This window comes from Leyella lascolaii (assembly GCF_900079775.1).
GTDB lineage: Bacteria > Bacteroidota > Bacteroidia > Bacteroidales > Bacteroidaceae > Prevotella > Prevotella lascolaii.
On sequence record NZ_LT556038.1, the window covers coordinates 616,539 to 642,735 of the forward strand.

At 46.1% G+C, this 26,197-nt stretch carries 21 protein-coding genes; 6 read left to right on the forward strand and 15 right to left on the reverse strand.

Annotated elements, in window-relative coordinates; genetic code table 11:
- Window positions 1-11: 11 nt before the first annotated feature.
- The 4 genes from ilvD to BN4609_RS17180 form a co-directional block, all read right to left on the reverse strand.
- A complete protein-coding gene (gene ilvD / locus BN4609_RS08355; protein WP_068856159.1) occupies window positions 12-1,814 on the reverse strand; it encodes a dihydroxy-acid dehydratase in 1,803 nt (600 codons plus the stop codon).
- A gap of 1,266 nt (window positions 1,815-3,080) precedes the next feature.
- Window positions 3,081-5,081 (reverse strand): BCCT family transporter, encoded by a 2,001-nt coding sequence (locus tag BN4609_RS08365; RefSeq protein WP_068856163.1) that lies wholly within the window; start codon window positions 5,079-5,081, stop codon window positions 3,081-3,083.
- A gap of 487 nt (window positions 5,082-5,568) precedes the next feature.
- Window positions 5,569-6,198 (reverse strand): acyltransferase family protein, encoded by a 630-nt coding sequence (locus BN4609_RS17175; RefSeq protein ID WP_306455823.1) that lies wholly within the window; start codon window positions 6,196-6,198, stop codon window positions 5,569-5,571.
- Window positions 6,116-6,589 carry an acyltransferase family protein gene (locus BN4609_RS17180; RefSeq protein ID WP_068856167.1) on the reverse strand — a complete coding sequence of 158 codons (474 nt, stop codon included), beginning with the start codon at window positions 6,587-6,589 and terminating at the stop codon, window positions 6,116-6,118. The genes BN4609_RS17175 and BN4609_RS17180 overlap by 83 nt, the downstream gene beginning before the upstream one ends.
- Before the next feature lie 12 nt (window positions 6,590-6,601).
- Between BN4609_RS17180 and BN4609_RS08380 the strand changes: the two genes are divergently transcribed.
- The 3 genes from BN4609_RS08380 to BN4609_RS16515 all read left to right on the forward strand — a co-directional run bounded on the left by BN4609_RS08380 (window position 6,602) and on the right by BN4609_RS16515 (window position 9,021).
- The gene (locus tag BN4609_RS08380; protein WP_068856169.1) at window positions 6,602-7,366 is read left to right on the forward strand and encodes an AraC family transcriptional regulator; all 765 of its coding nucleotides are present in this window, start codon (window positions 6,602-6,604) and stop codon (window positions 7,364-7,366) included.
- A gap of 1,029 nt (window positions 7,367-8,395) precedes the next feature.
- The gene (locus BN4609_RS17080; RefSeq protein WP_262503283.1) at window positions 8,396-8,524 is read left to right on the forward strand and encodes a hypothetical protein; all 129 of its coding nucleotides are present in this window, start codon (window positions 8,396-8,398) and stop codon (window positions 8,522-8,524) included.
- Between the two features lie 311 nt (window positions 8,525-8,835).
- Window positions 8,836-9,021 carry a hypothetical protein gene (locus BN4609_RS16515; RefSeq protein WP_164071614.1) on the forward strand — a complete coding sequence of 62 codons (186 nt, stop codon included), beginning with the start codon at window positions 8,836-8,838 and terminating at the stop codon, window positions 9,019-9,021.
- 149 nt (window positions 9,022-9,170) lie between these two features.
- Here BN4609_RS16515 and BN4609_RS08400 read toward each other — a convergent pair whose 3' ends face one another.
- From BN4609_RS08400 to BN4609_RS08410, 3 genes are all read right to left on the reverse strand, one after another.
- Entirely contained in the window at window positions 9,171-9,845 is a 675-nt protein-coding gene (locus BN4609_RS08400) for a hypothetical protein (protein ID WP_068856179.1), read from the reverse strand.
- Between the two features lie 238 nt (window positions 9,846-10,083).
- The gene (locus BN4609_RS08405) at window positions 10,084-10,995 is read right to left on the reverse strand and encodes a hypothetical protein (RefSeq protein ID WP_164071615.1); all 912 of its coding nucleotides are present in this window, start codon (window positions 10,993-10,995) and stop codon (window positions 10,084-10,086) included.
- Between the two features lie 73 nt (window positions 10,996-11,068).
- On the reverse strand, window positions 11,069-12,934 hold the full coding sequence (locus BN4609_RS08410) for a glycosyltransferase family 2 protein (RefSeq protein WP_241033229.1): 1,866 nt from the start codon (window positions 12,932-12,934) through the stop codon (window positions 11,069-11,071).
- 64 nt (window positions 12,935-12,998) lie between these two features.
- On the opposite strand from BN4609_RS08410, the gene BN4609_RS16520 reads away from it, so the two are divergent.
- A complete protein-coding gene (locus BN4609_RS16520) occupies window positions 12,999-13,178 on the forward strand; it encodes a hypothetical protein (RefSeq protein ID WP_164071616.1) in 180 nt (59 codons plus the stop codon).
- A gap of 402 nt (window positions 13,179-13,580) precedes the next feature.
- Here BN4609_RS16520 and BN4609_RS08420 read toward each other — a convergent pair whose 3' ends face one another.
- The 6 genes from BN4609_RS08420 to BN4609_RS08445 all read right to left on the reverse strand — a co-directional run bounded on the left by BN4609_RS08420 (window position 13,581) and on the right by BN4609_RS08445 (window position 21,053).
- Complete coding sequence (locus BN4609_RS08420) at window positions 13,581-15,773, reverse strand: peptidase domain-containing ABC transporter (protein WP_068856185.1); 2,193 nt, start codon at window positions 15,771-15,773, stop codon at window positions 13,581-13,583.
- Window positions 15,773-17,062: an HlyD family secretion protein gene (locus BN4609_RS08425; protein WP_241033230.1), complete on the reverse strand. Its 1,290-nt coding sequence runs from the start codon at window positions 17,060-17,062 to the stop codon at window positions 15,773-15,775. The genes BN4609_RS08420 and BN4609_RS08425 overlap by 1 nt, the downstream gene beginning before the upstream one ends.
- A gap of 43 nt (window positions 17,063-17,105) precedes the next feature.
- On the reverse strand, window positions 17,106-18,563 hold the full coding sequence (locus tag BN4609_RS08430) for a TolC family protein (RefSeq protein WP_084791434.1): 1,458 nt from the start codon (window positions 18,561-18,563) through the stop codon (window positions 17,106-17,108).
- 422 nt (window positions 18,564-18,985) lie between these two features.
- Window positions 18,986-19,576, reverse strand: a complete 591-nt coding sequence (locus tag BN4609_RS08435; RefSeq protein WP_068856192.1) for a hypothetical protein — start codon at window positions 19,574-19,576, stop codon at window positions 18,986-18,988.
- Entirely contained in the window at window positions 19,566-20,084 is a 519-nt protein-coding gene (locus BN4609_RS08440) for a hypothetical protein (protein ID WP_068856194.1), read from the reverse strand. The genes BN4609_RS08435 and BN4609_RS08440 overlap by 11 nt, the downstream gene beginning before the upstream one ends.
- Before the next feature lie 36 nt (window positions 20,085-20,120).
- Window positions 20,121-21,053, reverse strand: a complete 933-nt coding sequence (locus tag BN4609_RS08445) for a hypothetical protein (RefSeq protein ID WP_164071617.1) — start codon at window positions 21,051-21,053, stop codon at window positions 20,121-20,123.
- A gap of 971 nt (window positions 21,054-22,024) precedes the next feature.
- On the opposite strand from BN4609_RS08445, the gene BN4609_RS08450 reads away from it, so the two are divergent.
- Both BN4609_RS08450 and BN4609_RS08455 read left to right on the forward strand, forming a co-directional pair.
- Window positions 22,025-22,750 carry a hypothetical protein gene (locus BN4609_RS08450; RefSeq protein WP_164071618.1) on the forward strand — a complete coding sequence of 242 codons (726 nt, stop codon included), beginning with the start codon at window positions 22,025-22,027 and terminating at the stop codon, window positions 22,748-22,750.
- Between the two features lie 158 nt (window positions 22,751-22,908).
- Window positions 22,909-23,604: a hypothetical protein gene (locus BN4609_RS08455; RefSeq protein WP_068856200.1), complete on the forward strand. Its 696-nt coding sequence runs from the start codon at window positions 22,909-22,911 to the stop codon at window positions 23,602-23,604.
- Between the two features lie 157 nt (window positions 23,605-23,761).
- Here the strand turns inward: BN4609_RS08455 and BN4609_RS08460 are convergent, their stop codons facing one another.
- Together BN4609_RS08460 and gmd are read right to left on the reverse strand one after the other, a co-directional pair.
- Entirely contained in the window at window positions 23,762-24,862 is a 1,101-nt protein-coding gene (locus BN4609_RS08460; protein WP_068856202.1) for a GDP-L-fucose synthase family protein, read from the reverse strand.
- A gap of 144 nt (window positions 24,863-25,006) precedes the next feature.
- Window positions 25,007-26,101, reverse strand: coding sequence for a GDP-mannose 4,6-dehydratase (gene gmd, locus BN4609_RS08465; RefSeq protein ID WP_068856204.1), 1,095 nt, complete (start codon window positions 26,099-26,101; stop codon window positions 25,007-25,009).
- Window positions 26,102-26,197 lie beyond the last annotated feature (96 nt).

Consider the following 26,197-nt stretch of genomic DNA (forward strand, 5'->3'; position numbering starts at 1 on the left):
GCCCATTGTTTCTAATCTATCAATCTCACTCCTCCCTTGTCCGCCGAGCTTACGCTCCGTGCGTATGCCTTCAGCGCGCGGCTCACCTCGCGGGTGCGTCTCAATGGTCTCTGCGGGCGCGCCTGCAGCACGGCATCGGTGAGGCGCACGTTTATGGAGCGCGAAGGTATGTCGATGTCGATGATGTCACCGTCCATAATCTTGCCTATGTTGCCCCCTGCGGCAGCCTCAGGCGATATGTGTCCGATGCTCAGTCCGCTTGTCCCTCCGGAGAACCTGCCGTCGGTGATGAGCGCGCATTCCTTGCCGAGATGCATGCTCTTGATGTATGACGTGGGATAGAGCATCTCCTGCATGCCCGGTCCGCCCTTCGGTCCCTCGTGTGTGATGACCACGCAGTCGCCCTTTCTCACCTTTCCACCCAGTATGGCGTCGCACGCCTCTTCCTGCGAGTCGAACACCCGCGCCGGACCGCTGAACTTCCACAGCGAAGGGTCCACGCCGGCAGTCTTCACCACACATCCGTCCTGCGCGATGTTGCCGAAGAGCACCGCAAGCCCCCCGTCCTTGGTGTAGGCGTGCTCCAGAGAGCGTATGCATCCTGAGACGCGGTCGGTGTCGAGCGTCTCCCACTCGCTGTCCTGACTACCCATGACGGTGGAGAACCGCCTGCCGGGCGCGCTGCGGTAGATGCGCAGAGCCTCAGCATCGGCATCACCGCGAGTGATGTCATATTTCGCCATCGCTCCGGCGAGCGTCATTCCGTCGACGCGCCTCACCGAGGAGTCGACCAGTCCGCCCTTGTCCAGCTCGTTCATTATGCCGAGTATGCCTCCCGCACGGTTGCACTCCTGCACGCTGTACTTCTGAGTGTTGGGCGCGAGCATGCAAAGGCAGGGCACCTTACGGCTTAGACGGTCGATGTCTTTCATGCTGAAGTCCACCCCAGCCTCGTTTGCCACGGCAAGCAGATGGAGCACGGTGTTGGTGCTTCCGCCCATTGCTATGTCGAGAGTCATGGCGTTGAGGAAAGCCGCACGTGTGGCGATGCTCCGCGGCAATACGCCCTCGTCGCCGTCCTCATAGTATGCCAGCGCGTTTCTCACGATGAGACGGGCAGCGTCGCGGAACAGTCTGACGCGGTTGGCATGCGTCGCGAGAACCGTGCCGTTGCCCGGCAGGGCGAGTCCTATCGCCTCCGTGAGCGAGTTCATGGAGTTGGCGGTGAACATGCCCGAGCAGCTTCCGCATCCCGGACAGGCGCACTCCTCTATACGGCTCATCTCCTCGTCGCTCACCGAAGGGTCGGCACCCTTCACCATGGCAGTGATGAGGTCGGCGTTCTCACCGCGCCACCGTCCTGCCTCCATCGGTCCTCCGGAGCAGAAGACGGTGGGAATGTTGAGCCTCATGGCAGCCATGAGCATGCCCGGTGTCACCTTGTCACAGTTGGATATGCATATCATGGCGTCAGCCTTATGCGCGTTCACCATATACTCCACGGAGTCGGCGATGATGTCGCGCGACGGAAGCGAATAGAGCATACCGTCGTGTCCCATGGCAATGCCGTCGTCGATGGCTATGGTGTTGAACTCGGCGGCATAGCAGCCCATGCTTTCTATCTCTTTCTTCACTATCTGTCCGATTTCGTGCAGATGCGTATGTCCCGGCACAAACTGTGTGAACGAGTTCACCACAGCTATCACGGGCTTTCCGAACTGCTCCCGCCTCATGCCGGCGGCGACCCACAGTGCCCTGGCTCCCGCCATGCGCCTGCCCTCTGTACATACTGAGCTTCTCAACTTGTGTTTCATATCTGTTCTCCCTTCCTGCCACATGCCGCGCTACGCGGAAATCTCCGATGCGGCGGCACGGCTATAAAATAAAAATGACGGACACATCCGTGAGCCTCACCACTCCGGCATGCCGGACGGTATGCCATATCACGGACGGTCCGGTTGCAAAGGTAGTCAGTTTTTGTGTAAAGAACAAACAAACCGTCATTATTTATTCTGCAAAACAATCAAATTAACAACAAAATGACGTAAAATATTACAATCAAGAAGAAAATAACGCACATTCGAAGGTTTTTTGTGCAATATACCGACCGGCTGAATAGCACACATGTGCCTCCTGCGGCGCTCCTCAGACAGCCCGTCGAAGGGCACGCACGTATATTGGCACGCCTTGATCCGAACAGGTCATCATACCGCCAGAGCAACCGTTCTGAACTGACTGCCAACCGCTCATTCCTCTTCCGCAACGCTGACGCAGCTTCTATCGCCAGCAAAAAGACGGCGGAAACGCATATTTATGCACTGTGCGGAAGTAAAATATTTTGACAACCGTTTTTCAAGAAACAGCTTACGGAAAACCGCCGTACACCGCTCCATACCCCCATAATGACGTTACGGACACCCCGAAAAACACTGCCGGAGCAACAGCGGAGCACGTTCGGAAAGCCCGAACATGCCTTACGGCACCCCAGGAAAGCCCGTCCGGCACCATGACAAAGACCGTATCGCACCGCCAAACAGCCTCTTCCGCAAGTCAATAAAGCCCGTTCGGTGACACGGAAAAGGCGCGACAATCTGACCATACCACGTAAACGGCTGTATATCAAAGCATTGCGAAAACCGCTTAAAACCCGCGTATTTCCGGCAGGAAATGCTTTTGAACGAAAACACACGATTCTCGCGAGGTTGACAACATATAAATATGCATACACATGACAATATCCGCATATTTATGCAAAAGCGGCGATTTGCCGTCAGCAGTATCACATGCCGGTGACAGACATACGGGTTTTGTCTTTAAACCTCAATCGGTCAATAGAACGCTGAATATACATCCAAGGTTTATCGTCAGCCCTTCATCCTTCTTCCGCACTGCTGCCGCCATCCTGTCTTTCGCTTTTTCACAGTGCAGCCCGCCACATATTCAATAAAGCTGAAGACAATCCGGCTGACAGCAGTATGAGTTATGAAGGGATGTCTAATGACCTGTTCGGGTAAAAAAGATGCGGCATACCACATTCAGATAAAGCAGGAAACCATATGATGGCAGCAGCACGGAAGATGTTATCGTTTCTTGTCAACAAACACCATGGCGTTACGCTCGTCGGCAATGATGCTTATATAACGGTCGTACTCACGCAGCACGTCTGCCGTAATCTCCTCTTTGCTGAGATACTGTATGTCATTTCCCGCGCGTCCGTCGGTATAATAGGTGACGGGGACATACTGCATACCGTCATCGACATCTGGTGTGTTGTCCTCATCTATGAGATAATCGGATATGCGCTGCTTCTCTGTAGTGACGCCATAACGGAAATTGCGTATGCGCTCATGAGGGATGTTCAGCTCTATGGAAAGCGGTCCTTTCCTGCCTCTGAGTATGTCTGCCTGTATGCCATACTTCGAGAACTCAGTCTGAAGTTCGCTGAACGCCGGCTCCACATTGTCTCTGAAGAAACGCTTTATGTCGCTTTTCTTATGGAAGGTGACAATCTGCCGCAGGCGCAGCTGCCAGTTCTCACCGTTCCATGTCCTGCTTCCGTAAGGCATGTGGGCGGAATTGTAGAGTCCGTCGGTGCGCAAAGCCTTGAACAGGCACAGACAGAGCACAAGCATAATCAAGCCGAATGGCAAGGCGGAGATGAGCGTCATGGTCTGAAGCGACTTCAGTCCGCCGGCATAGATGAGCGCCATCGTGATGATTGCCATCAACGCTCCCCAGAACACGTTCTGCCATTTGGGCGAGTGAGGATGATTGGATGTGGAGATGCTGTTCATGACAAGGATGCCCGAATCAGCCGATGTGACAAAGAAGATGGCAATCATCGCTACAGCCAGCACGCAAATTGCCTTAGCCATGGGGAAGCTCTCGAAGAAGGAGAACAGCAGGATGTCGGGATTGTCCACGAGCCTGCTCAACGCTCCGCCCACAACATTCCGGTCCATCCAGATGGCTCCGTTGCCGAACACAGTCATCCAAAGAAAGATGAACAATGACGGCACCAGCAGCACCGCCAGCACATACTCGCGGATGGTACGCCCCTTTGATATGCGGGCGATGAACAGACCCACGAACGGCGCCCAGCTTATCCACCACGCCCAGAACATCACAGTCCAGTTGGTGAACCATCCTCTGCCCGCCTTCTCGAAGGCGAAGGTGTTGAACGTGAGGGTGGCGAAATTCTCTATGTAATTGCCCACTCCCTCAAGGAAAGCGCTCAGGAGAAACGTGGTGGGACCAAGAAACAGCACGAAAAGCAGCATCACTATAGCCGCACCGATATTTATCTCGCTGAGCCGTTTCACCCCTTTGTTCACTCCGGCAACGGCAGAGCTTATCGCCAGCGCGCTGACAACGATGATGATGGCGCACTGGAAAAGGAAGTCGGAATGGCGCAGCAAGCCCAGATGAACAAGTCCGGCATTGAGCTGCATGACTCCGAAGCCCATCGAGGTGGATATTCCGAAGAACGTGCTTACCAGCGCGAAGATGTCGACAACGTCGCCTATCCAACCGTGTATCCTGTCACCCAGAATGGGATAAAGCCCGCTGCGGATGCTGAGAGGCAGTTTATAGCGGAATGAGAAATATGCAAGGACAAGCCCCATCACGGCAAATATCGCCCAAGCATGTATTCCCCAATGGAAGAATGTGGCGAGCTGCGCGTCCTTGGCATGGTTCGCAATCTCGGGAAGAGCGGGATATACATAGTGTGACATGGGCTCGGCAACACCGAAATACATCAGTCCTATGCCCATGCCTGCGGCAAAGAGCATGGATATCCATGAGAAGAAGGAGTACTGTGGCTCGGAGTTGTCTGCCCCAAGACGTATATTCCCCATCTTGCTGAACGTCAGAACAAGCAGAGAGATGACAAAAAACGACACCAGAAGTATATAGACCCAGCTCATGTGTCTGTATACGCTGTCCTGTATGTTTGTCAATGCCGTGTTGACCGTATCAGGGAAAAAAGCCGCCACCAGCGATAAAATGATAAGTACAAGCAGCCCGGGATAGGCTACATTTTTTGCAAATGTTGTTTTTGTATTAAGTGTATTCATCATGTCTGAAATATATTATCTTAAATAAAGAATGCAGCAGAATGAGCCGCATATCATACATGCAAAACAATGAAAGAACCCGAATGCGTTTCTTTCACACTGAATGCAAATATACAAAAAACATTTCAAAACAGACGGTTTAAGTGCATATAAAATGAAATAACATACTATATATAACAATATATGTGACACATAGAAAAACCGAAAGCATGAAAAGGAGCATGGCGTAATGACGTGTATTCATCTCCAAAAGTCATACATAATCCTGTTCGGGAGAAAAAGACATACCCTGCTATACGCCATAAAAGCCACGCTCATGGCACAGACGTCAGACGTGGCGCAATGTGGGGAAGCGGCGCAAAAGCACACATTCCTTTTCCATAAAGTAATTTTTCAGACACGTCAGCCCGGATTGCGAGACAGCGGCATGAATGAAACGGCATGCAAGGCGCGACGATGTGCGACGGCTGAACACGAACAGCCCGCCACACTACCGGCGACTCTTTTCCTTGGCGGGGAAGAGTCTGGCTTTCAGCCACGACCTTACAGGCAGGTCGTACAACTTGTATGCAGCCCATGCATTTGCCACTGCCATAACATAAACACACACAGCCACAGCCACATGTGTAGACAGCGGCGCGTCGGGATGATAATAAACCCACGACTTCTGAAGATATACCAGCGGGAAATGGGTGATGTAAAGCGGATAGGACAACTCTCCGAAAAACCGGCATACGGCAGAAGAGCGACCTGTAATGCGGCTTCCCGCTCCCACGGATACAATAAAGGGGAACAGCAGCAATATGACAACAGCCTCATAAACTCCGTTCATCCATAAACTGTCCGTACCTCCCACACGCAGCATCACGAGGACTGCGGCTATCAGTGCCGAGCACAGCCAGAAGCCTCCTCTCACCTTTATGAGCCTGTTTGCGCGAGAGAGAAGCAGTCCGGCAAAGAACGGATAAAGCAGTCGGGTGCTGCCTATAAGGAGCTGGTCCGGCGACAGACTCCATCCGCCTATCACAGTGAAAGCCTCAGCCGTGCGGTTTTCCCACACTCCCAGCCAGTCTACATTGAGACAAAGAAGCAGCGTCATCACACCGAAAAGCCACCACACATACCGTGAGCCAAAGTTTTGTAAACCTGCGTATGACAAGCGCATAAAGAATATTGGCAAGATACTCCCATTGCAAAGACCACACCGGTCCGTTCAGCGGATTGGTCTCAGCCCATCCGCGTATGTCCCACGAAGCGGGCATGGGAACGATGGTGCAGCACCACAGGAAGACAAGTATCAGCATCCACCATGGAGTCTGGTCGACAAGAGGGAACTTATCCTGACATCCCGTGAAATAAAACATAAGCGCACCGAAGGCGCAACCGTAAACAACCATAGGATGCAGTCTTATGACACGACGCTTGAAGAAGCTCCATACAGTCATCCTGTCCCAGCGGTCGTCATAGGCATATCCGATGACAAAACCTGAAAGAACGAAGAAGAAATTCACAGCGAGATAGCCATGGTTTATAATCTGACCGGCAGCGGCGAACGCATCATCGGCGACACATGCGAGAAGTTCAAGGCAGGGGAAATATGGCTGATTGTTCCCGGTATGCCGCACCAGTGGATATTCAATCCAGACGACACCGACAGCGAGGGCAACATAGAGAACATCACAATAATATATCCCGCAGACCTGCCCGAACGGCTCGCACGGCTCTTCCCCGAATATAATGTGCTTGCAGAGCGGTACGGACGCATGGACAAATCGGTCATGTTCGGCAACAAAGACAGTGAATTTATAGGCGCATGCCTAAGAAGAATGGAGGATGAGACTGCGGCTGAAAGAATGAGCACACTGATATTTCTGCTGACCGCAATACTGAAAAGCAGAGACCTCACATATGCCCGTCACCATCTGAAAGACTCGTCACCGGCAGAGAAAGCCAAGCAAATAAAGACTTTCATTAACTGTAACTTCCCGAAGGACATCACCATTGACATGATTGCCGCGCACATGAAGATGAACCGCAGCATTGTCTGCTCGACATTCAAGCGGCATACCGGCACAACCATCATCAGCTATCTCACAAAACGAAGAGTGCGTGAGGCGTGCGACCTGCTGATGTCTAAGAAATACACCGTGGCGGAATGCTGCTACAAAAGCGGATTCAACGATGTGCCGCACTTCAACAGGGTGTTCAGGAAAATGACAGGAATGACACCTAACCAGTTCAGAAAACAGAACGGCGTGAAAGGAAAACGAGACATGAACGATTCATGATTACGTCGAAACGCATCACAGTTCAGACTGATACCGCACGCTTGTCAGACTGCCTGTCTTCTGCTTTTACATTGGCGGACAACACCGGGATAAGTTCACCCACGCTCCGTCCTGCCCGGCAAAAGGGAGGAAAGCGTACGTGCGACCTTGAGTATATACAATGCAAAAACCGTGGTGGCGACCGCCATCGTTTTCTCAAAAACATATCCGGTACGGCATGAATGCAGAGCATGTGAGGAAATTAAGGACAATAGCGAAAGGATTGGGATGATTCAAACAATAAGTCATCATAAGAATATCAGTATCCAATCACAATAGTTCAAAATAAAACAAGCACAAAAGAATAAAGCAAACAAGCGCAGAAACACAAAGCGTTCCGGCGCAAAAACACAAAACAACGACGGTATGTATAGATAACAACCATTATCTTGGAGAGAAATGTTTCATAAAATGAGATACTTATACAGAATAGCAGATAAAATACTGCAAGAACATCTGGAAACGTTTGGAGTTGTACTGATAGAAGGTCCAAAATGAACCGGCAAAACGACAACAGTTGAGTAACAAGCCAAAAACGTGATTAAGTTACAGGATTCTGACAAAGCCCATGAATACCTGACAAAGGCGACAACCAATACTTCGTTATTTTTGAAAGGAGGTTTTGTTTCCAGACCCAGTAATGGTAGCTTGAAGCGAACAGTTTTATGATAAACTTTTTCATTATTTATATGTTTCTGCATTACATATATTCATCAAGTTTTTATTTCACCTCTGCCGACCCAATAACGACAGTTTACTGCCATTATTTTCTTTAATGTCAGTCGTATGCTGTTTTTAAGACAGAATTATTTACGTCTATTAATTCAGAACAAATCTGCCTATTTGTTTCCGGGCAGTACATGCAGGCATTTCCTATATTATTAAATTCATTACATCAAATACCGTAAAGAACCTGTTCGTTTTTACCGCATAGCGCGCTATACAGAAAAACAAAATAAGATTGGCATATAGCAACAAAAAAAAGAACGAGTGATAGAGATAATATCCCGCCTTAGTCTGTCTGCGCTCAACGAGGGCGACACATCTTACCGGGAATATACGCTTAAGCAGACGTCTGATAATCTCAACACTCACCACTACAGCTATTATCGGTGTTAACCAACCTATTTTAAGTGTTATATATAAAAGAAGTCCGCCTGCAAACAGGTCCAGATTCATACCCGTTAAGGTTAACACTAAAGCAATATTATAATATGTATCAATATGCGGGCTATGATTTCTTTTCTGTACCCTCAGCCAATAGTGATAATGTGCTGCTATTATATTTATGATAAACCTTTTCATTATATTTAATATCTGTATTATATATCCTCCCTGCTTTTATACATGAGTCTCTACATTTTTGCCGCAAGACGACATAAGTAGAATAACAAGAATAGGTTACCGTATTCTAATACAATGAATATTGTGTGATATATATAATATTCTGTCTTTGTGAGCCGTCGTTCGGCAAGGTCTATCCTTTTCACAGGAAACATCCGTTTAAGAAGGAGATAGTTGACCTCTATACCTACAAACGGTGCTATGAATATAGCCCACCCACCTATCTTAACAACTATAAAATAGAAAAGATGTCCACCTGTAAGTATATCTAAATTCGTTTCCAATAAAGTAAACGTAAAGGATATGAATAAGAAGGTTCTAGAATATGCATCCTCTCTCTTTTTTTCCAGAATACCCAATAATGATAACGTGAGGCGAACAGTTTTATGATAAACCTTTTCATTATTTATATGTTTCTGTATTACATATATTCCTCTATTTTTTCGGCTATCTTTTCTGATACGTAATCTACCGTGCCGCTCATGTCGAGAATGGTGAAAACAACCGTTCCTCCCGGACCTAAAACGGTTGCACTTACTGTAATCGCAGTATTTACGATGTTCTTAGGTGACGGATCATTCAAAGTCCGTGCTGCTGACAATGCAACTCCCGTTATACCACATCCTTTAAATGCTGCTTTTGTGAACCGAATATATCCTTGAGCAGTCTTCCCCATCTCACACCCTTTTATCATATCGAAAAGATATTTCTTTACCGAGAAATTGAGCGTGAATCCGTTCACTGCATCAGTCACCGTGTTCACGGCATCTTCATATGCTCCATAAAGATTACGATAGATTGAAGATGCGTCATCGAAAAAGGATATGACATTGTTGTTTGCGGAACTGCAGTTATTTGTGCTGCTATAATAAATGTTCCACTCCGGCATGAAATATCCCATCCCCATGACATATCCTCCCGTCCATGGGTGGTTGAGGTCTGCCATCATTCCCCAAAACTCCTCCTTAGTATACGGATCATTGAACGTGCCGCTGCCGCAGCCTACCAGTTCTCTCTGCTCTCCGTCGGACAGGACAACATAGCTCTGCCGCAGTCCAATGAGATTCATACGTGTTATCTTCTTTTTTTTCAACATTTTTCTTGTGTTTATTTCTTACGTTCAGTAAATATTATCGGTACTTTATATATCACATTCACCGGTGTGCCGTTGAGTGTGCCGGGGAAACTGAGACATAGTTTCCGGATTTATCTGGATTCGTTCTTACTGTCTCATTGTCCATGGCAACACGCTGCATTTTCAGAGTCCCGCATCCGTACGCAGTAATGACGAACACGGGCAATACAAATAAATTTCTCATAATCATAATATAATTTTATAAAGGTAGTCTGTTTTTTATAAAATACATGCCTGCGGCGGCAAGTTTCTGATTCACATTGCTTATATCATAAAAACAATCCATCATCTTCTTATTTACATAATTGATATACTTGTCTGTATCTGTTTTATATAACGACATGTCATACAGAATGTTCCACCATCCGTAATCATACCATAAATCGAGCGCATTGATGTTGCCTTCCACCCGTTTCTTTTCATTTAACACAATGCCATAACGATTGTCCGGATTTAATTTCTCGAAAGTTACAAGGTCACAATACCTGTATCTCTTGTTTGAAACCGACTGTTCCATACCCAAATCACACAGGTGTCTTATTTCTCCTGTCTTTGCTGTGAATGAGCTGTCTGTAGCGCATAACATGTTGCAGACAAACACAATGGAATTGATGAAAGACAGATGAAGTGCCGTATTGCTGTCATGGCATTTCTCCAGATTGTCTTTTACCAATGAGATTAAATCATCTGCACAGCCGACATCTAAACCTTCCGGATAAAACCTCAATCTGTATGACAGGTATATTCCTGGTGAGAACAGCGGAGCAGGATAATTGTCTTCTATAAGGAATTTATCCGGCATGTCTCTCAACAGAACAGCATCAACATGCCCCAATATGTCCTCTCCCTCCGGTTCGACAAAACCGTCGTGCAGCAGACTCACAATGCCACATCCTATTCCTGCCACTCCATCAGTCACACTTGGAGACATTGACGGGTTAAGACTCATGAACACTTCGTCAAGCAGGACGGATGCTGTTTTTGCATAATACTCACAACCCGTATACCTCGAACAATTATAGAAAAACAGACATAGCCCCATTTTCCCATCAAACAGACCCACCTTTTCCGTGTTATCATAATTCGCCATTACTGTATTGGCAATTCTCATCAACAGTGTGCTTTGCATTTTCCTCCGACTGTAATTTCTTTTCAAAGCTCCAATATCTCCGGTTTGAGAAACTTCATTTTCCGCATGCCTTATAGTCTATGGCATTTATGAATAAGTTGATTAACTCATTAACGTGATAGTCGAAAGAGAACCGCATACGGTTTGCCAGCATGTTTGCCGTGAGCGTACGGTGAGTTATCTCATCCTTAAGACTGGCAAGCAACTCGTCATAGTCATCATAGAACAATGCAGCTCCAGCTGCCCCCACAACCTCGTTCACGGCAAGCACATGTCCTTTGTTACGTGGTATGATGACAGGCAATCCGGCTGCGGCATAGGTACATACACGTGCCGGAATGTTGAAGTCGTCCCATGTGGTATGCAACATATTACCATTATTGTAGCTCTTGGCACAATGAAGCCATCCCGCGTCATATTTTGACAGCTCTTCCGTCCAGCGGTCGGACGCCACATGAGGATGGACATGGAAATGATGAGGAGCGATGCGATAACGGCTGATATTCTCACGCTCACGGTCGTCAAAGTAGTTCTCGGTATAGAGATGCACGTGTATGTCATGCTTCGCAAGCCACGCCAGCTGTGACCCGGAGATGCCAATCATTCGTCCGGTCACTACAGTGTGTATGCATCCGTCGGTGTCTGACAGTTTCGGTGAGAAACAGTCTTTGAAAATATCTTTCTTCGGCAGGTCTCCGTCCATACACAGCGTGGGTGCGGACGAAGGCGGAAGAAACTGAGAGAACCATCTTTTCACAGGCTCGTTGAGGAATATGCGCCCTGAGGCATTGTGGTAAAGCCACATGAGTTTCTCGAAGTTGCCCTGACGTAATGCGAGATGAGGACCTTCCTTAAAATGCCACACGAAAGGAATATCCCGGCACTGCCGCATCACCGACCACACAAAAGGAACGCTTCCGAAGTTGAGCATGGCATAGATAATGTCCGGCTTTATCTGACGTACTCTCTCAAGCCATCCGTCTTCAGGTATGTCCTCAACATGCCCGAACGGCAACGGTCCTACTGTAGAGAAAGAAAACACCGGTGATGTGTCCCACAGACCATAGAGTTTATGTCCTGCCTCTTCCAGAGCATATATGCGTTCAGGATTGTACGCAAGTTCGCCTACAAGAAGTATTTTCAAGGGACGCTCACAAAGCACGCATTCCTTTCTGTAGCGGGAATAGAAAGAACCTTCGTCAATGAACTTCTGTTTTGAGACTTTCATGCGGATGGGATTCTTCACCTTATAATAAAGGCGATATTTGTTAAGCCCACCGCCATAACGTTCGCCTGTGATTTTGTGCCGTTGGTGCGGGTGTTGTGTCCAAAAACATGTTATCTCATCAGTACGACCGAATGCGCCTTCTCCGGACACACGTCCCCAGAACATCTGGTATAGATCCTCGGTGACATATTCGTCACGCGTAAGCCATCTGTGAGCAGTTTTTCTGTGAGCAGTCTGAACAAGTTGCAGGCAATTGCCCCGGCGGAGTCCCTTGCTCTCCACATCCGGACTATAGAACAGAGAGTCGCGTGATTCGTATCTTACACCCGAATACACAAGGAACAGCTCATCATTGCCGGAAAAGGCACGGCTGAGACTTTCGAGATGGTTGTCAAAATAGAAATCATCTGAAGGCAGATAGGCTATATGATCGTAGCGCGCCACATCGAGTCCCTGATTCAAGGCATGTCCGAGTCCGGTATTATATGCGTTGCGGATGTACCTCACACGCCTGTCATTCATATAGTCGGTGATAAACGTCTCAGTCTCATCCGTGGAGCCGTCGTTTACTATTATCAGTTCCCAGTTTGTGTATGTCTGTTTGAACAGGCTGTCTATAGCCCTGCGTATGAACCATGACTGATTGAATGTCGGCATTATTACCGAGAAAGAAATCCGTGTTTCCATATTCATCTTGTGCTTATTTATCAATATTAAATTTATGCTACTGTATCATCAAGAATATAACACACTTGTTATGTCAAGAAACTCACGTATCATTTCCACTACAGTCCTGTTTCCGGCAATTCTTGATTTTATGGAGCGTACAGAAGACTCACCTACTCCCATGAAGTCGGAGATTCTCTTCGTACAGAATCACATACTGCTAAGAATGAGAAACATCTCCGAACTCGACCTCCTGATGTCATATACATGACGTATTCCTGTCATATGTTCAAAAAACGCAAACAATGCAGAACGTTGTCCTTCATTGAGCTCGCTCATTCGGTCTATTCTACCTTGAGCAATATTCACATAGACACGGAATCCGTCTATTATCGCATTTTCTATTTTTGTCATGACATGTTAAGTTTACTTATCAGATAAAAGCTTTAACCACAATCGGTCATTAGAACGTATATATTTGAATAAATCCTTATTTCACATACTCTCCAGTCCACTCGACATTAACGCACAACCAAACCGGAGTCCAATGACCGATTGGGGGTTAAACAGATGTTCCAAATTAATTACCATCATATTGTGTGATGTTCAGAAGATACAGATAACATATGTTTATTTTATAATATCAGTTAAATTTGAACAGCTACTTAATAGTTCAGTCATCCATCTTGTCTGACTGCGACGCAACAAGCTCATAATAATGTCCCTTACGTTCCATGAGCGAATCGTGATTGCCTACTTCCACGATGTGACCGTGATCCATCACGACAATCTGGTCAGCATTTCTTATGGTGCTCAGCCTGTGGGCTATGACAACTACAGTGCGATTCTCGAAAGCCGAGCCCAAAGCATCAACGATTTTTCTCTCGTTAATGGTGTCAAGAGAGTTTGTAGCCTCGTCGAGAAAAAGAAACTGTGGATTTCGATAGAGGGCACGAGCTATGAGCAGACGCTGTTTCTGTCCTCCGCTCAGTCCGCGTCCGCGCTCTCCTATCAGTGTATCAAAACCTTTTGGCATGGAATTTATCTCATCCTCTATCTGCGCTGTGCGACAGCATGTGAGCAAGCGTTCTTTGTCAATACGTTCATCATCAAGCACGATGTTGTTCAGTATAGTATCGCTGAATATTTTCCCGTCCTGCATCACAACTCCACAAAGGTTTCTCCACTGTCTCAGGTTTATTGCCATTACGTTCATGCCACCCATCTTTATGTCACCGAACGATGGCTTGTATAGTCTTACAAGCAGCTTAAGCAGAGTTGATTTGCCGCTACCACTGCCTCCAACGATGGCGGTCACCTTGTTTTCGGGAATTGTAAGATAGATGTGGTTGAGCACAAAAGGAGAGTTCATCGTGTACTGGAACATGACATTCTCCAGTGTAATGTCCCGGCTTTGCGGCAGTACAGTTGACGACCCCACAGAAAGAAACTCTTCCTCATCGTCGAGCTGACGAATCTCGTTCATGCGGAGGAAAGATATTTTGGCGTACTGCGCCGAAACCACGAAGTTGATGAACTGTACCAACGGTCCGTTCAGCATTCCTATGATAAACTGGGTGGATATCATCACTCCGAAAGTTATCTGTCCGTCTATAACGGCTGTGGCGCAGAAAAACACTATCGCCATGTTCTTTATGCTGTCTATAAACTGTGCTCCAAGATTCTGCATGTTGTTCACAGTAAGCACCCGTTTGTTTACATGATAAAGCCCCGCCTGGATCTCTTCCCATTTCCACCGCCGCGAACGCTCATAATTATATATCTTTATATCCTGTATTGCCGATACCGTCTCCACCCAATAGCTCTGGTTACGGGATATAAGCTCGAAATACTGCCAGTCGAGCTTTTTTCTTATCTTAAGGAAGAGCAGTACCCAAGCCACATATAACACAGAGCCACTGAGGAATATGAAGAATATGACATAGTTGTACACAAGAAGTATTATGGAGAACACAACAAATGTAAGCGACGAGAATACAAGGGCGAGAGAGTTGTTCATTATGAAACTCCTGATGCGCTCGTGATCCTGTGCACGCTGTAGGATGTCTCCAATCAGCTTGTTCTCGAAAAACGTCACCGGCAGTTTCATGAGTTTTATGAGATAATCTGAAATGAGAGCAATGTTAACGCGGGCAGTTATATGCATGAGAATCCAGTCTCTGAGAACATTGAAAATCATGATGCTCACAAGAATGCAGATATTCCCGACAAGCACCATGTTGATGAAATTGACGTCTGACGTACTTATTCCCACATCAATTACCGCCTTGGAAATAAAGGGCAGAATACCCTGCAGCAGGGTGACAAAAAGCATGATCATGAATACCAGCGCGAAGTTGTTTCTGTAAGGAACAAAATAGCGCATGATACTTACGAAACTGTTTTTCTGCTGTTCGCGCTCTTCCCTGGACGTATTGAAGTCTGCTGTAGGCTCAACGGCAAGCAGCACACCCATGCCACCGTCCTTCTCATACCATCCGTCGGCAAACTCTCGCACATTGTAACGCACATGACCTTTTGTGGGATCTGACACCCACACATGTCTTTTGTCAGCCTTATATACCACAACAAAATGGTTGCCGTGCCAGAATATTATGGCTGGGAAGGGAACTTTTTCCACCAAATCGTCCACTCCGCACTTTATGGCGAGACTGTGCAGTCCTATGCTCTCCGCACCTGTTCCGAGGTCAAGCAGCGAAACACCCTCTTTTGTCAGCCCGCACCTGTCGCGCAGATATTGCAGGGAGTAGTATCTGCCGAAATACTTGGCAACCATTTTAAGGCATGCCGGTCCGCAGTCCTGCGAATCCATCTGATATTCTATAGGAAACCTTCTGAACGCCATCACTTCACCGTTTTGGATTTAAGGTTATCAAATAATCTTTCTATGAGTCTTTTCTTTTTTGTTATCACATCGACAATACCTTTAGCCTCGAACTTGATGTCGAGTCTTTTCCCGTAGTTCGTAACTGTTCCGTCGGGAAACCTTATTGTTACGAGATAAGTCTCCACGTTGCCATCCTTGGACGACATCTTGTTGGTTATCGCCGAAACGCTCTCAACCCTTCCTTTGATGTAGCCGTACTCGTTATATGGGAAATCGTTAAGCTTTATATTGGCTTCCTGTCCAGTCTCAATCTTCCCGGCTCCTCCCGCCGGAACATACGCCTCACCCATGACATCGTTTTTATCAGGAATAACAGAGAACGCCTCCTGTCCGGACTGCACAAATGTGTTCTCATGCCAGAATCCAAGGTATTCCACGCGTCCGGTGATTGGAGACGCAAGGAGATATTTTTCTTTCCATTGTCTTATGTCACTTCTCAGGTTGTTGTAACGTGTGAGAAGTTCGGCATGAGCCTGCTGCAAATCGTCAGCCTGCTGTATGTCTATCTTGGCAAGTTCAGTTCTGTTCCGGCTTATGTCAGACAGCTTGGCAAGGCGCGTGCTCCTCAGTCCGCACTCCGCCTCAAGCTGCGACAGGAGATTGCCATATTGGCTATCATACTCCATCTCGCTTATGGCGTTGCGACTCTTCAACAGACTGTCTTTGGAAGTTCTCTTCCTTACTATTTCTATTATCCGTCCCTTTAAGTCAAGTTCCACATCAAGATTCACAGCTACTTTACTGTCAGCATCTATCTGTTTTTTAAGCGAGCTACGCATATTGTCATAGTTTGATGTGTTCAGCACAAGCTCATATTGTTTTAGTGCAAGAAGAAAATTGTTGTATGACGCGCTAAGGTCCCCAAGTCCCGGACAATCGGGCACCTGCGAACTGTTGATGTGTTGAAGTCTCTTTTCTGTGAATCTCTCAAGTTTAATTACATCTTCAAGTATTGCACCGTTCTCTATATATGCCAGAACCGTGCCTCCGTCCACAGGCATACGGTTGCGCACCAGAAGATGAAGTCTTCCTGAACTGCCCGCTACGAGTCTCACAGGAGCGTTTCCGGAGGTGAGCGATATCTGACCGCTCACGGTATCGGGATATTCTATCACAAAACCGAGAGCCAACACCACACCCATCAGCACTGTCACCACAAGAGCTGTCCATGCAGCCCATCGCGTGGGCATACGTTCCACTATATCATGTACCTCTTCCGACCGTTTTTCTATTTCTTCTTTCTCCATACGATATTTTTCTGATATATAAGAAACATGCTGCCCTCATCCGTTACACAAGCACTGCCTCTAAATCCCTGTCACCAACGAAATCATAAAGCGTAGCATGCCGGAGGCTGAAATATTGCGTATAAAGAGTGTTCATCGAGTCGTAGTATTTCTGCATGGCAGACATCTGTGCACTGTATGCGTTGAACAGTTCATATACGGATATTCTGCCAAGCCCGAACTTCTCCACCGAGAGCCCATATTGCTTTTGCGATAGCATATAAACCCTTTCTGCTGTGTCGAGAGTTTTTCTGGCGTGGTTGTAGTCATCGGCAAGTGTCTTTATTTCGTTTTCAAATTCCGCTTCTGCCTGTTCTAACTCAATCATCTCCGCATTATAACTGTTATCCGCCATACGCCTTTTGTTGTGGTTTATGCCCCATTGAAATGCAGGAATGGTAAGAGTGATGCCTACGGTCTGTCTGCGCTCAGGGTTTCGGTAGGCGCCTGAAAATGTAGGCGCATACTGGTTGAGACCATAGCTCAAAGATATGTTTCCGTTGAACCGTGTCTCCATCCTTTTCTCGTAACGTTCCAACTCTGCCTGTCTTTTTCTAAGCTCACCGTTCAGAGCCTGCGGATTGTTTTTCCTTATCAGTGTTGTCACGCTGAGCGGTTCAATGTATAAAGGCAATGAAGCAGCATGAGGACGTTCAACACAGATGCTGTCAACGCCCAGTTCTGTGCACAGGCTGCGCAGAGCCACAAGACGTTCCTGTGCGGCACTCTCAAGCATCATCCTCGTGTCGAGCTGCTGTAGTTCTATCTGATTGTAGTCATATGGCGTTATGTAACCGTTGTCGAGTTTCAGTCGCGCCATCGTGAGGAGGGTATCTCCTTTGCCTACATTACTAAGTGCGGTCTCATATCGTAATTGTCCGTACCACGCAGTCATATAGAGCGTCACGACCTTCTGTTGTTCCTCAGAAAGCGATGTGCACAGAACCTTACGTGCCAAAGCATTCTGAAGATGCATTATAGACCTGTTAAGACGGTATCTCTTCACGTTTCCTCGTAAAGGCTGGCTGTAGCTGAGGTATAGAGGTGATGTGTTGTAGCTGTTGCGGTTGCCAGAGAACTCACGCAGAAAACTTATGCTGCTGCTTGCCATAAGCGTACCTCCAGTGATTCCAATCTTCTGTATCACAGACATTTCTCCGGAGCTTGTGTTGGCGTTGTCCTTCACATATGAGTAAGAACCGGTCACAGGATCCTGCAGCAGACGCAGGGAGTTGTTGAAACTGATGGGGTTGAGGCTGAAGCTGAGCATCGGCAGGAAACTCTTCCTGTAGTTCTCGAAGTCAAGGTAGCTGTTCTCATAGTTCAGGCGCAACACTTTTGCCCTCGGCGAACGCAAGGCGTAAATGTTGACGGCGTCCTCTATGGATATAGCGCAAAGACATTGGCAGAAACAACATCCTGACAACACCAGAGCAAACAACATATATCTTTGCTTAGTCATAAAATAATTATTTTTACGAATAGTCTTTAGGTTTGTTGTTATTACACATCCTTCATGTTTTCGTTTATAGGCATATATCACCGCGAAGCCAGATATTCATTGAGATGTCGCAATCCCATAGAGACGCAATATTTTGCGTCTCCACCTTGTCTGGCAGTAGTGGGCTTATGACAGAAAGCCGTGCTTGCATGATGTTTCCTCATTGTCATTAATATATTTTGACGTCCGGTTAGATGAACCTCACAACCTTCGGTAAGTCTTTATATCATCCATAGTATGAATCTCTTTGATTATTTTGGTCTTCAAAAAACATATTTTCTTATAATGTTTTTCTAAAGTCACTTAAAGCGGAACATGCCCTTTACATCGTCAAGATACTTGTTGAAGCGTTCCGCGCCATCGTCTGTCATGAAGAATAAGAGCTATATGTCGTCACCGTGTCTGCCGGTCATCACACAACGGGCGTTGGTATATTTGCCTTCATATACCTTTTCCCGCAAGTCGAGCGGTATCCATGCAAGGAAGTCTGAGTTGAACATGCTTCGTGCCTTTGACGAAGGGAGGAACGTCATCATGCTAACAAGGTTGTCCGACTCCCATTCTTTTTCCACAGAGGTTGACGCTACATATCCGCCCCTCAGCACGGTCTTCAGTTCCCACAGATTCTCTTCTGTAGGCATTTTCATCTTTACGGTTCTGTCGTCATCTGTCATCTTTTCTCCTTTCTCGTCATACATCATAGGTATCATCGGACTGACATACATGCATACCCTACACTTACGGTCTTTGCTGTCCATAGACAGCATCACCCTTGGCAGGGCACGGCTTGTGTCCGCCTCGAATATCTTATGATATTTACCTTTCTGTCTGATGTCGAATCTGTCGTTAGGAGTGAATGTCATACCATACTTTTCCATCAGATCGTCAAACGCACTTTCCTCCTGTGCGAATGCCGGAATCGCGGCAAGAAACGTCAAAGCCGCGAATACAAAACCTTTTAATTTAATAGCCATAAGCACTGTGTTTTCTATTATTTACTTTCAGAATATAACCACGGCCAGAGCCACCATCACCTTCAAGATAACTTCTTTTGATTTTAGAATGTGCTCCTGTTTGAGGATCAAAAACCTCAAAATAATCTAGAGTGAATTTTTCTATGATAACTGCATGCATAGAATATCCATCGCCAGTCCATCCTGGTACATCATTAGGGTCAAATACAAGGACTCTAGTTGTAGAACCTGAATTGTCAGAAAAAAAATCTTTCGTAAAATTACTCAGTTCTGCCATACTGCCCTTAAACTCATAGTTGTTTTCATCAAAGGAAGTTCCATAATAAGCTTGTGCCAGCTTCATTGCCGCCTCCGCACCATAGTCTTGCCCATTACTGTTTATATACGCCAGACATCTCCATACGCAGTCTTTGTCATCATAGCCGCCATAATAGAGTTTCTGTTCCTCAAGGCTTACGACGGTCATCGCTTCCGCCAGTTCTGCCAATGAAAACTTTTTGTTTCTCATAAAATCAATTTTTTATTTAGTGAATTACATATTCTATTAGTTTTTACCATTACGCAGCAGACACAATCCCAATCCCGCCAGACGACTGTTGGCATTGTCAATATCATAGAACATGTCGAAACACACGTTTTTTATGAAGACATCTATGACATCATTGTCAATATAATCGAAAACATCCATACCATAAAGAAACATTTCCCAACTGTCTTTATACGCCATCTCCATATTGAATATGACTGGCTGTATGTCTGGTTTGGAAAGCAAATCCTTGCTGTAGCATAAATTTTCCTGAAACAAGTTTGCTATATGCCGCAGTATGACAATGTCTTTTTCGAGATAATGTCTTTTTCCGAAGTTGCCCGACAATATATCAAAACATTTATTTATAATATTCTCAATATCTCTATCATAATCAGACAAATCTGAACGCATCATGCTGAATGTATAAATTATAGAAAGGGTGACGCCTGTATCGAGTCTTTTGTCCTGTCCCTTCATCATCTTGTCAAGTAACGCCGATGTTCCGGTTATCAACATACTGTATAATGATGCTTCAGGCTTGAATTCTTCGCAATTCATCCTGTGATAAAGATACATACCCGGCTGATAAAGCCGTAGACCTCCCTGCCTACAATTTCTTGCAAATGCCTCAGGAAACCTTAATACAGTATTGTCTGACATTCCCATTTCAGAAGGGTCTGAATGTCTGTATTCAGAAAGCATGGCAGTACCCAGCGAAATACTTCCAAGCATATCCATTGTCTCAGGCGAACGATACAACTTTATGTTTTTCATAACGTCCGACATTAACTCCGAAGCAATGTCCGAATATACAGAACAACCGGAATATGAGCCGTATTCATACAAGAACAAAGCTACTCCTGTCTTGCCATCAATGAGGCTGTCATCTACGGTATTGTCAAGATTGGCAACGATTGTATTGGCAAGTCTCATGAGTATGTTTTTCATACTGTATGTCGCTATCTGCATCATTTATATAACCTTATATATTTTCGTATATGGACTATCATACATTGAAACGCCCCATATAAATGAGGTTGATCCGCTTTATATGATTGCGTGTATTTATCTTGTATAAGATATGTGGCGGCTCGGCAGTATCAAGTCTGGAAAACAGCGTTTTACCGCCTTGCTTTATGTTTGTTTAAGTTGTATTATCGATGCAAAGATACTTTTTTTTTTACATACTATACAATAGTCTCTAAAATAAGCGTTGCATATTGCGATGCATACCAGAAAAGATATGATAATGATTGTCAATATATTACTTTAAATATATAGAGTTTAAAAAAGCTATAAATGCAACGTTTTTTTTATGTGTCACAAACAATTTTATAAATATTATTATGTCATTATACCGCATGTCTCTACGTATAAAGTAGTATTTTTCAATATTATCACTTTATTTTGTCATTCCGTCGTCAAGCATATCTTGACAATGACACTAAGTAGCATGTTCTAAATTAACGTGAGTTCGATGAAATAAGAACAATGCTTATTGTGTTTTCCTAATCCTTTGTATCTGTATATGTGTTTCTTTGGAAACAAACGGTAAACAGTCAAACCACCTAAGAAATGACGATGAAGTTGTGAACCGGACAATGCCTTGAAAACTCTATCTGAGTGAGAGACTTGAACGTACATTTTCCCATCACCGCCTAAAAAACCGGAAGATGTCATACGCCATACAAAATAATTCCGTACCTTTGTAATAAGTGAACACGACGATTATCGTCTGTAATTCTTTATGATTAAGAACGTTTTCGATAAGCCAGATGAACAGAGTCAAGCTCGCTTGAACTATGTCATGGCGAGAAAAGGTGCGCGCAAGCGAACGATAATGACACAATAAATTCAGTCAACAACAAAGTTCACATACTGATATATTTCATCAGACTCACGTCAAACCATACAAATATATGCGACAATTAAGATTATTAACAACAGTGCTGTTCTGTCTCTGCTTTATTGCAGAGACGGATGCCCAGACGCCTGATGACAGTGAGGATGTTGTAACAGTGAGGATTGACTCCATCATCTATCCTCGCATAAAAATGAAAGAGGAGGAAGAACAAATATCAAGAAGCGATACTGTGTACGCTTACATGTACAACATATATTATCACTACTATAAGAATGGAGAAAAGACATGGCTGACAAACAATGTCTTGGGAAATGACGGCTCAAGTGCAGATGAGGTACGGTTCGATGTGTCAGACAGTGATTTCACCGGATATATGACGTTTGATGATGTAATGCGCGGGCTGAGATATGTTGTGGCAGATGCCAACAAGCGGTACGGCATAAGGAAAAGATTCCAGATATGGGTAAATACACTTGACTTCGGAGAGGAAAGTGTTGAGCTCTGCCGTATATATGACAAGAAGCGTCATAAGATAAGACATGATTTTTCTTTATTCAAAAGAGTCTTTCTCGAGAGCGGGATATTCAGGAGCATAAAGGATATGATGAAAGAGTATGGGATGGAGTTCGAGGATTGCGGGCATTCCGATTTTGCGCGATGGAATTATTTGAGTCCTGACGCTTATGTCAGGTCTTACGGATATAAGGGTGATAAGGAGACGCTTCCCGAGAAGATGATTTATTCATGGGACTATATAATAGAATTTGTAGAAAGGAAATAGGTTCCGGCTTTAATGAACGTTTTCGATAAGCCATATGGACAAGACGAAGACTGCTTCAGGCTTGCCTTGGAGAGAAAAAGAAGGATGCAATCCAACGTTTATATACCGGCATCATGACAATTAGAATAACAAAAGATATGCGACAAGTAAGATTTTTAATGATATTACTCTACCTCCTCGTTGTTGCAGAGACGTATGCCCGTACATCGGACGACAATGTGCAGGCAATATCGGTGAAGATTGACTCAACGTATTATGACCGTATTCATAAGGATGTATTTAACAAAATGACAGACTATTCCTTTTATAAATATGGGAAAAAGACAGGCAATACGGTTGAGGTATATACAGCCGACGAGGACGGTCTGGCTCATTCTATACGAATAGACTGCAAGGACGAGAATCTTGAGACCCTCGGCTGCTACATGTCCTTAGAGGACATGATGAGCGGACTGAAGTGTGTCATGGACGACATCTCAAAGAGGTATGGCATATACAAGGAACTTATAGTGAAGATAAACACGTTGGATTTCGGGGACGGGAGCGTGGACATTTGTCGGCAGTATGATAGGAAAACGGGCAAAAAAGGGACAGGCATCCATTCCGTATTCTCAAAAGTATGCCTTAAAAGCAAGCTCGTCAGAAGCCTGAGAGAACTGATGGCACAATACGGAAAAGAACATGCCACAGACCATCCTTTTGTCTCCGACGGCTTTACGTACAACACACTTGATTATGTAAGCCCGGAGATTTATACACAATTCTATAAATATGAAGGCAGCAAGGATGAGCTTCCCGAAAAAATGTTTTATTCCACAGACCTGTTAATGGTGTTCTGTGATAAGGAGAAGTAAAGGTAAGGATTCGCTTTTGTGCACCTTCTCGCCATGGCAAGCCTGGAGCATTATTCGTCTTGTTCATCTGGCTTATAGAATAAAAAAAATCCGCATCCCGGACGGCAGATGCGCGCGGGATGCGGAGACATAACGATATTGTCGTGAGACGAAAATATCAGGAATTCTTATGATTGATGCAGATGCCTTTCTGATACCACTCGTAGAGCCTGTGGATGCCTTCGTCTATCTCCACCTTATGATGCCATCCGAGGTTGTGGAGCTTGGTGACATCAGTCAGCTTGCGCGGAGTGCCGTCAGGTTTGGAAGCATCCCAACGCAGTTCGCCATGGAAGCCGATTTCCGCCACGACCTTCTCTGCCACCTCACGTATGGACAGTTCCTTACCTGTTCCCACATTGATGTGGCAGTTGCGTATCTCCTTGTCACCGGGCTTGTATGTATCCTTGAAGTCAACATTCAGAAGCACGTGCACACTGGCGTCCGCCATCTCCTCACTCCAAAGGAACTCACGCATCGGACTGCCGGTGCCCCAAAGAGTCACAGCCTCAGGCGTTATGCCGTATTTGGCAAGCGTGGCAAGAATCTCATCATCTGAACGGCTGCCATCCACACCCTCTACCGGACGCAGGCTGATGTCCTTACGCACAGCATCCCAGTTGTCTTCGTTGAGGCATTTTGCAAGATACACCTTGCGGATCATGGCAGGGAGCACATGACTGTTCTCCAGATGGAAGTTGTCGTTAGGACCATATAGGTTGGTCGGCATCACTGCTATGTAATTGCAGCCATACTGCAGCGAGAAACTCTCACACATCTTCAGACCGGCAATCTTTGCTATGGCGTAAGGCTCGTTGGTGTATTCCAGTTCGGAGGTGAGCAACGCCTCCTCCTTCATCGGCTGCGGAGCCATGCGCGGATAGATGCATGTGCTGCCGAGGAAGAGCAGCTTCTTCACCCCGTGACGGTAGCTCTCGCCTATGACATTCTGCTGTATCTGCAGGTTCTGATAGATGAAGTCTGCGCGATAGTTAAGATTTGCCATTATGCCGCCTACATGGGCAGCCGCCAGCACAACGGCGTCGGGCTGTTCCTCGTCGAAGAAACGTTTTACTGCGAGCGGGTCGAGCAGGTCGAGCTCCTTATGCGATTTTCCTACAAGATTGGTATACCCTCTGCCCATGAGATTGTTCCATATGGCAGAGCCCACCAGACCATGATGTCCGGCTACATAAATCTTACTGTTTTTATCCAACATCTTATTATATAATTGTAAAAACGTCAAGTAGCTGTTCAATATCAATCGATATTATGAAATTAATCAGATGTTATCTATATCTTTGCCGTCATCCTGTGCGCACAATGTCACACAATATGACGGCAATTAATTTAGAACATCCACTTATTTCACAATACCTTTCTCCAGATACTCGGCAAGGTTTGTCTTCACCTGTTCGCCGGCACGCTCCACAGCCACCTTTGCCATGTCGGCATCCACCATAATCTTTACAAGCTGCTCGAAGGTGGTCTTCGACGGGTTCCAGCCCAGTTCCTTCTTTGCCTTGGACGGGTCGCCCCACAGATTGACGACATCAGTAGGACGGTAGAAGTCTTTCGACACCTCCACGAGCACACGTCCGGTAGCCTTGTCGATGCCTTTCTCGTCCTCACCCTCGCCTACAAACTCGAGCTCTATGCCAACATGTTTGAACGCGAGATAACAGAACTCGCGTACGGAGTGCTGCACACCGGTGGCGATGACAAAATCCTCCGGCTTATCCTGCTGCAGTATGAGCCACATACACTCCACATAATCCTTGGCATAACCCCAGTCGCGCAACGAAGAGAGGTTTCCAAGATACAGCTTGTCCTGCTTGCCCTGCGCGATGCGCGCTGCGGCAAGTGTGATCTTTCGTGTGACGAATGTCTCTCCGCGACGCTCACTCTCGTGGTTGAACAGTATGCCGGAGCAGCAGTACATGTTGTAAGCCTCGCGATACTCCTTCACAATCCAGAAACCGTACAGCTTTGCAACGGCATACGGACTGTAAGGATGGAACGGAGTGTTCTCGTTCTGCGGAACCTCCTCCACCTTGCCGTAAAGTTCGGATGTGGACGCCTGATAGATGCGGCAACTGTCTGCAAGCCCACACTGGCGCACAGCCTCAAGCACACGGAGCACGCCCGTGGCGTCGACGTCAGCCGTGAACTCAGGCGAGTCGAAGCTCACCTGCACATGGCTCTGCGCGGCAAGGTTGTATATCTCAGTAGGTCTCACTCTGCCTACAACCTGAATCATGCTCATCGAATCGCTCAGGTCGGCATAGTGCAGATGGAAGTGCGGACGTCCCTCAAGATGGGCTATACGCTCACGAAAATCCACAGACGAGCGGCGGATGGTGCCGTGCACATCATATCCCTTGTCCAGCAAGAACTCAGCGAGGAACGAGCCGTCCTGCCCTGTGATACCTGTTATCAACGCTACTTTTCTTTCCATAAAAATAAGTTTATAAGTTTTATTGTTTATAATTCCAATCTATCTATAATATATGACGTCTGTTTGTTTCCTCTTGTCAGTGCTACTGGCATGGTT